Annotated in this window: 6 protein-coding genes; all 6 read right to left on the reverse strand. The window is 58.1% G+C overall.

Annotation, left to right across the window (positions count from 1 at the left end; genetic code table 11):
• Window positions 1–351 (reverse strand): DUF1559 domain-containing protein (locus ACMLHG_RS11385; protein ID WP_417170572.1); only part of this gene is annotated, 351 nt, incomplete at its 3' end.
• A gap of 15 nt (window positions 352–366) precedes the next feature.
• Entirely contained in the window at window positions 367–1,407 is a 1,041-nt protein-coding gene (locus ACMLHG_RS11390; protein WP_417170573.1) for a winged helix-turn-helix domain-containing protein, read from the reverse strand.
• A gap of 289 nt (window positions 1,408–1,696) precedes the next feature.
• Window positions 1,697–4,537: a hypothetical protein gene (locus tag ACMLHG_RS11395; RefSeq protein ID WP_417170574.1), complete on the reverse strand. Its 2,841-nt coding sequence runs from the start codon at window positions 4,535–4,537 to the stop codon at window positions 1,697–1,699.
• A gap of 19 nt (window positions 4,538–4,556) precedes the next feature.
• Window positions 4,557–5,303, reverse strand: a complete 747-nt coding sequence (locus ACMLHG_RS11400; RefSeq protein WP_417170575.1) for a prepilin-type N-terminal cleavage/methylation domain-containing protein — start codon at window positions 5,301–5,303, stop codon at window positions 4,557–4,559.
• 79 nt (window positions 5,304–5,382) lie between these two features.
• Complete coding sequence (locus tag ACMLHG_RS11405; protein WP_294434640.1) at window positions 5,383–6,369, reverse strand: LacI family DNA-binding transcriptional regulator; 987 nt, start codon at window positions 6,367–6,369, stop codon at window positions 5,383–5,385.
• Window positions 6,360–7,739 (reverse strand): FAD-dependent oxidoreductase, encoded by a 1,380-nt coding sequence (locus ACMLHG_RS11410; protein WP_417170576.1) that lies wholly within the window; start codon window positions 7,737–7,739, stop codon window positions 6,360–6,362. Before ACMLHG_RS11410 ends, ACMLHG_RS11405 begins: the two co-directional genes overlap by 10 nt.
• Window positions 7,740–7,803 lie beyond the last annotated feature (64 nt).

Consider the following 7,803-nt stretch of genomic DNA (forward strand, 5'->3'; position numbering starts at 1 on the left):
ATAAAGAGATGACCAGTTGGTTTCAAATTTTTCTGAGGTGGGGCAGATGAGCAGATTCATGGTAATCGGGCCGGAGTGGACGAGGAAGCTGTTCCAGAGCCAGAAAAGCTGCCCGTTGTAGGCGTAGGTGGCGCTTTCGTCAAATTTGGCCGGCAGGACATAGCCGTTGAACTCATTCTGGTAAAAGCTGAGCGCCATTCCGATCTGCTTCTGGTTGTTGATGCATTGGATCGAGCGGGCTCTCTCCCGCGCCTTGTTCAATGCGGGCAGCAGCATTGCCGCCAGAATTGCAATGATTGCTATTACGATAAGCAGTTCAATCAACGTAAATTTCTTGCTGTGTCTCTGCATGGTGGAACTCCTTTTTTATGCGATAACACATTGATCGGGCACCCGGATCAGCCGGGCCTCCACGGTGACACTGGGGAGGGGACCGCTTTCGTGATTCAATTTCCTCTGGAGCAGATCGATGGCGGTCCGGATTTCGGTGCGGCGGTCCGCCTGGACGAAATAGCCCGGCCAGTCGGGATCGGTACCGGGCAGCGTATGGAAAATCCAGAGAATGTTCCGCGCGGCGGCTTCTCCATAGAGGTCGACCGTAATTCTCTGCAACATCGACAGCTCCCGGGGATGGAGCAGGATCCAGTCCGGCCGGTGGCGGGTGAACTCCTTGCGAATTGCAGCTTCATATTGTCCGTCCAGTGGTACATACTCTTCGGAACCGTGGATGATCGTCAGTCCGGGGTGTTCATGGTAGGTGCGGAGAAAATCACTTCGTCCATTTCGCGGCGTCGCGGTCCAGACGCGGATTCCCCGGTCACGCCCGGTCAGTTCGAAGAGTTTTTTCAGAACCCGGTTGCAGGCAGGGGTGACGTTGGTGACATGCTCGGTGAAGAACCCCATATTGACGGTGGGAAGCAGCGCGTCGGCAACCGGTGGGATGAATTCGGAGGAGCCGAAGGTGATGAGCCCGTCCAGATAGTTGTGGGAGAGGATTTCCTGCACCGCCTCGGGGGTGTCCATCTGCCCGGTGACGAGCCGGATGTTCCAGCCGGTCTTCCGGAACTCTCCGAAGAAGCACTCCAGCTCGTTCTGCAGCTCCTGCGAGTAGAAGAAGAGGTTGCCGTTGTGCATCAGCAGCCCGACCAGCGGCCCCTCCCAGTTGGCATTCAGACGGCATTTGGGATTGGTGAAGGTGCCGCTGCCGCGCCGGGGGATCAGAAACCCTTCGGCGGTCAGTTTCTCCAGTGCGATCCGCACGGTGGAGCGCGCGATGCCGAACTCCTGCGCCAGTTCGTTGGAGGAGGGAATCCGCACCGACTGGCCGCCGGAGCGGTAGAGGATCGACATGACCCGGTACCAGATCTTCTGCACTTCCGAGATGGTCTGCTGTGACTGCGTTCTCATTGCATCCTTCCTGCCCATTTTTCCAACGGTTCGGCATTTTATTTTCGCCAACCATCGGCCAACTTGTAAAAGTATACCATATTTCATGGAAAAAGTCAAGAGTGGAGAGAAAAAAAACGGTATTTTTCCGACGGAAGATAAGCCGTCATTTTTCCGTCATTTTGCCGGAAAAAACGGAAAAAACCGTTATTTCCCCTGAAATCAAGGAGAATGTTGAGAGATAAACTTCGAGGAAGAAATAAAAAAAGGCGGAGATTTTCTCTCCGCCACGATACCGGCTGAACAGATTCTATTTTACTACCAGCAGCGGGGATCCCCGGGTGAGCCGCTCCGTCGGATTGGTGCCATCGCTCCCCATGAAGGAGAGTTGGGATTCCCGGAGTTCCCCGTCGTTGTCGTTGGCCAGAAGATTGAAGTAAGCGCCCGTCTTTCGCAGCGCTTCCGGGCTGGTCCCGAATGCAGACAGCGTAAGAATAAGGTGGAAGTTGTGCGATTTAGTCAGTTTCTTTCCGTGTGTCCGGAAGCCCTCGAGTGCCTTCTTGAGATCCATCCCTTTCGGCGCATGCCAGATGTGTTTGAGCATCTTCCCGTCTTCGGTCATGGCGATGCCCAGCTCCCAGTAGTCGCTCTGTCCGGGGAACTGCAGCACCAGCTGAATGGAATCACCTTTCCACATCTCCTCTGCCGGGAAGTGCTGGACATGTACATCGTCGTTCATGCCGATCTGGAAATGCAGATCGGTTTTCCCTGCCGTTGCGCCGAAGAAGACCGCGCAGTCACGGGTTCCGGTCCAGAAGAGCTTTCCGTACTCGGGGGTATCCGGAAGCATGCGCCTCACCTGATTCTGCCGGGTGATGCTGCCGATTTTGGTCATTTTCCCCATGGAAATATAGTGAATTTTGCTGATGGGGAATTCAATGGGTTCCCCGAAGGCTTTGCCGTCACGGAAGATCTGCACCCGGAATACCCGGGCCTCTTCCGGCCGGAACTCCTGCGCCGCCCGGACCGGAATCCGGAATTCCCCCTTCCCCCCCCGGATCGTGGGCGAAATGGTGAGTTGATCGCAGGGCAGCGCCTTCAACATCACATCGCCGGGCAGATGGCAGAGAAAACGGAACTCCTTCGTTTCTCCGGGGATGATCCGCAACGGTTCCTGGAGCGTCAGCACTTCCTGCGGAACCTTCAGCGACGCATTCGCCGGAGTGAGGCGGAGCGTCTGCCCTTCCGAATCGACCGGAACGGCGTAGCGTCCGTCGTCCGGACGGAGACGTCGGGCGTTTCCGAAAAGGTCGACCAGCTCTACGGTTTCGGCATCGGTTTCAAAGAGCAGCAGCGTCTGTTCCTGCGGCGGTTTTGCGAGCCAGAGCGCATAGAGGGCGGCGTCGGGGGATTCGAAGCGGACCGCATACAGATTCTTCCACGGCTCTTTCCGAATCAATTCGGCGTTGCCGTACAGGCTGGTCAGCATGTGGAAGGTTACGAAGCTCGGCCGCGGATTCAAATCGTGCTCCACCAGGCCGAAATTGTGTTCGCGGTCTCCGGAGTCGAAGCCGCAGTTGCGAAGGTTGTACCAGTGAAAGAACTTCACTCCTGCCACCCGGCTGCGGATCACCTTCTGGAAAAGCGTGACCAGTTGCTGTCGGTCATCGATCGTCCCTTCACCGGTTTCATCCGTGCACAGCGGCTGGGCAAGTTTCTGCAGCTGCAGAAAACGGTGACAGTTGGCAAGGGTTTCGTCGAATCGGGAGAGCGGCATGTAAAAGTGGGTGGAGACCATATCGATGGAATCCGGCGCCAGCTTCGCTGTCAGCTCAAGCGATTCTCTGCCATAGGCTGTGAGCATATGAGAGAAGCCGCCGGCGATCACGATATTGTTTGAATTCACCGCTTTCAAAGTGCGGTGTGCAATCTCTTGAAGTTTCACATATTCCACCGGGGCAAAGTCAGCAAAGTGGGTAACATCCGGCTCGTTCCAGACGCAGAATCGGTTGATTTTCCCGTCGTACCGGGTGGCGAAGCGACGGAGCCACTCTTCGAACCGTTCCGCCTGCGGAAGATGAAGCGCCGCTTTTGTGTTGGTACGATGGTAATCGGTGGTTTCCGCGTGTTTCGGCGCAGCACCCATCATGGCCAGCATGGCGATGTTTTTCTTTTCAAATTGCTTGACCAGCCAGTCGATCCGTTGAAAATTCCATTGTCCGGGAGCCGGATTGATCTGCGGCCAGAGCCAGCTCAGGCGGACCTCATCCGCGCCGCAGAGCGAGAGCAGTTCGATCATTTTTTCGACATCTTCCTTGCCGTAACGCGGAAAGTGGGTACAGATGCCGAGCGGGAACCGGGAGGTGCCTTCCCATTCCTTCGGCTTCAGCGCGGCGAACCGTTTCCGGAAAGGGAACGAACCCGTCGGCGTCGCAATCGTGTAATGAACCGTGTAGACATCCTGAAGCGTCGGCCGTTTCAACGGCAGGGATCTCTTTTCTCCGGGGGCCAGCGACAGGCGCGCACTGCCGGAATCGACCTCTTTGTTCGCGCTGTTCCGCACCGAGAAGGAGAGGGTGATTTGCGCCGGAGCAGACGTAGGATTGAACGCTTCGAGTTCCGGAATGGTTTCTCCGCTCAGATCGAGCACGGAGAGGTCGCTGCCGGTTTTCAGCTGTGCCATCACACCCCGTTCGAAGAAGTTGAGGGTGTCGAGAGAGATAGTTTGCGTTTGTCCGTTGAATTCAAGCCCCCGGATTCGGAGCGGCTGTTCCGGCACACAGGTTTCCCGCTTCTGTTTTTTTACACCCGGGTAGGTTGCGGCGGAGTCGATGATGGTGGAATACCTCCGATCGGTCTGTTTCAGGGGAAATCGGAAGGTGCGTCCCTGCCGGTCATAGGCGATAACACAAACGCTGACCGGATTTTCCGGCATCGTGCTGTTTAACACAATTTCTCCATTGCGGAACGGAGGTAGAAAGATTCCATACAATGGGAAAAGGATGGACCCCTTTCCCTTGGAGTCCAGCTGAAATTTTCCATCGTGGACCTGAGAAATCGCTTCCAGCGGGTCAGAAAAGTCGACCATCGACTTTGCCGGACAGAGCAACGGTATTGTCGAAAGCAGAAACAGCAGAACATGGCGAAACATAAGAAACCCTCTCCTTTCTTTAAAATGTGGGATTGATTTTTTCCAGATTCCCGGAGACAACAAAGAGAATGCGGGTCGGCCACGGATAGAGCCGGTCGCGGTTCAGGGCGCTGACATGTCCATCCAGAAACGCGATATTGGCGTTGTTCTGATGGGCGAGAAAAACACCGGCAGAGCTGCTTTCGGTAAATCCGGCAAACTCAAACTGGTAGCAGCCGATGCCGCTGTATTCCGGGCTTGCATTGGAAAAAACCGTATCCGCAAGCACCGCCAGCTTGCTGGGCTGACGGGTCTGTTTCGTATTGAATCCCCATCCTTTGTCAGCGACGTTGAAGTAGAAGGAACTCCCGAAATACGGTTCTCTGCCGGCTGCGTATCGGTAGTTGCCCATACCGTAACAATAGCGATAGGTTTCCAATTTGATGTCGTCTCCGGAATAGGGTTTCGTATTCGGGCAGATCGCAACCATTCTGTTCAGATATCTGTCCTGCATAATTTGGAGCCATGAACGATTATTCACTTTTTCATAAAGCATGATCTGACCGTTGTAGTCCCCGTCGTAAAGCAGACACCCCTGCATGGTCTGTTTCAGCCGGGAGGTGCACTGTGTGGCCATTCCCCGCTGCCGCGCCTTGTTCAATGCCGGAAGCAGCATCGATGCCAGGATGGCAATGATCGCAATTACAATGAGAAGTTCAATCAAGGTAAAATATTTACCAGATGCCGTGTGCGATGTGACGGAACTGCTCTCCGGGGGGATCTGCATGGTTTGCCTCCTGTTGAAATGGATTGTTCTGAAACTGGTTTGGGGATATGAAACGTTTTTCTGTCGCTTTCCGGGGAATCTATCTTGCTCTGATTTCGGTGGGGAACAGGTGACGGAGCCCGTCGGAACCGTTTCCGCCGGTGACGATCTCAACCGCCGCCTCCCCCATCGTTTCAAACGGCTGAACGACACTCCCGACCGGGTAGTAGAGCTGCCGGGCAAGCGTGTCGCCGAAGCCGAAGACCCGGCACTTCTCCGGCACCCGGATTCCCAGATGCTGCGCCGTAATCAGCACCTGCGCCGCCCGGTTGTCGTCGAAACAGATGAACGCGGTCGGCCGTTCCTCCTCCGGCAGGCCGAACCACCGTTCGAGGTCCGCGAAGTGTTCCCGCGGGTCGTGGTGCGGGGAGACCAGTTGCGGATCGAGTTCCAGCCCGCAGTCGCGCATCCCCTCCTTCACCCCCTCCAGACGTTCGACGCTGTAACGGATGTCGTCGCCCGGCTTGATCACGGCAATCCGGCGGTGCCCCTCCTTCACCAGCAGATGGACAATCTGACGCATCGCTGTACGGTCGTCGGAATAGACCACGGGGAAATCGTCACGGCAGCTCTCCTCGATGTAGCAGAGACGGATCTGCCGGGCGCGGCAGAATTCGCCGATCTCCTGCTGCAGTTGCGGCGAAAAGGCGAAACAGACCGCGTAACGGATGTCGTATTTCGCCAGCTCCTGCTGCACCAGCTCCGGTTCGGAGAGATTGCAGACTCGGACGTTGCAGCCGCGCTGCGCCGCCGCATTCAGAAGCCCCAGCAGAATTTCGTTCGCCGCGACGCCGCGGACCGCACTGTGGCTGAATTCCAGCAGGAGCGCGATGGTTTTGGGCGCTCCGGTGCGGATTTCGGCGGCGGCCTCGTTCCGGCAGTAGCCGGACTCCCGGACCGCCCGCAGAATCTTTTCGCGCGTCTCCGGGCGGAGCGTGCGGGCGTGGGGGTGGCGGTTCAGCACCTGCGAAACCGCCGCGGTGCTCACGCCCGCCATCTTCGCAATGTCCGCCAGCGTTACGCGCATGGGAGCGTCTCCTTCTGTTTCCGGCGGTTCGGCAGATAGGCGCCGATGCCGAGCAGAGCGTCCTGCAGATCCCCGACCGGCAGCTGCCGTGGCGTGACCTGCCGTGCGGCGGAGAGCGCCGCGGCCATCCCGGCCGCCTGCCCGGTGATGAAACAGCCCGCCTGTACCCGGAGCGAACCGTGCATGTAGCGGTCGGTGCTGACACAGCGCCCGGCGGTGAGGACATTTTCCAGATGTTTCGGCAGCAGAACCCGGTAGGGGATGCCGTAGCTCTCCCCCGGATTCCGGTACTGGTAGCGGTCGAAGAGCCGGGTGCCGGAGTCGGTCTTACCGTCCGCCGGCGGACGGGTGCCATGCAGGTCGATCGGATAACCGTACCGGCCGATTTCGTCGTCGAACACCGCCTGCCGGACGAAGTCCTCCACGTGGAGCAGATACTCCCCGAGAATGCGCCGGGACTCCCGGATTCCGAGGGTCTGCGCAGTCCAGAGCATGTGGGCGTTTTCGCATCCGGGGACATAGTTCCGGTAGTAGCGTTCATATTCGAGTGCGAGTTTGCGCCCCTGGATCATGCCGCGGGTGACGGTCCGTTCGTCGCCCGCGTCGATGCCGTAGACGTGGCCGACGTTGCCCCAGCCGGAGTCGGCCACGGTGTGGAGGATTCCGGGCAGACCGGGGTCGGGCACGGAGAAGACGCCGTCGCGGAACGCCTGGTCCAGCGCCGCTCCGTCCTTCCAGATCTCCTTGCGGTTCCAGTCGATGCCGGACCAGAGCGAGCAGAGGGTCGCCGCCTGTGCGAGATTCTCCTCGTCGCCGAATTCGAACGGCGCGCCCGCCATCGCGGCGAGGTCGCCGTCGCCGGTGGCGTCGATGAAGATGGCGGCTTCGACGGCGAAGAGACCGCTCTTGGCGGCGCAGACGGCGTGAGTGACCCGGTCCCCCTCTTTGCGGAGGTCGATCAGCGAAGTGTGGAAGGTGAAGTCCACGCCGGAGTCGCTCACGATTGCGTCGTAGACCCGCTTCATCGCTTCGGGATTGTAGATGAATCCGCCGATTTCGGGTGGGAATTGGTCATATTTCATCTCCGGCCCGGCGCCGCCGTCGCGGAAGAGCCGGTCGTAGATTTCGCGGCCGATTCCGCCGCAGAGGAAATGGATTCCGTCAGTCGGCCGGCAGATGAAGGGGATGCCGGCCGAAGTGCCCATGCCGCCGAATGCGCCGAGCGATTCGGCGAGGAAAACGCTCGCTCCGGCCCGGGCGGCGGTGACTGCGGCCGCCACTCCCGCCGGACCGCCGCCGGCGACGAACACATCCACACTCTTTCGAACCGGGAGGTCCCGGGTGTATTCCAGTTTTTTGGCTGCTATCATGAAAAACTCCGGATTTTCAGTACGGTAAATCGATTTACTAATTCTACAATACAATTCTTTTCTG

The sequence above is a fragment of the Victivallis sp. genome, assembly GCF_048170485.1.
Classification (GTDB): domain Bacteria; phylum Verrucomicrobiota; class Lentisphaeria; order Victivallales; family Victivallaceae; genus Victivallis.

Bases quoted from the DNA above. Each gene is read 5' to 3' on its own strand.
- ACMLHG_RS11405 (WP_294434640.1), bottom strand. From the start codon at position 6,369: ATGCGCGTAACGCTGGCGGACATTGCGAAGATGGCGGGCGTGAGCACC.
- ACMLHG_RS11400 (WP_417170575.1), bottom strand. From the start codon at position 5,303: ATGCAGATCCCCCCGGAGAGCAGTTCCGTCACATCGCACACGGCATCT.
- ACMLHG_RS11410 (WP_417170576.1), bottom strand. From the start codon at position 7,739: ATGATAGCAGCCAAAAAACTGGAATACACCCGGGACCTCCCGGTTCGA.
- ACMLHG_RS11395 (WP_417170574.1), bottom strand. From the start codon at position 4,537: ATGTTTCGCCATGTTCTGCTGTTTCTGCTTTCGACAATACCGTTGCTC.
- ACMLHG_RS11390 (WP_417170573.1), bottom strand. From the start codon at position 1,407: ATGAGAACGCAGTCACAGCAGACCATCTCGGAAGTGCAGAAGATCTGG.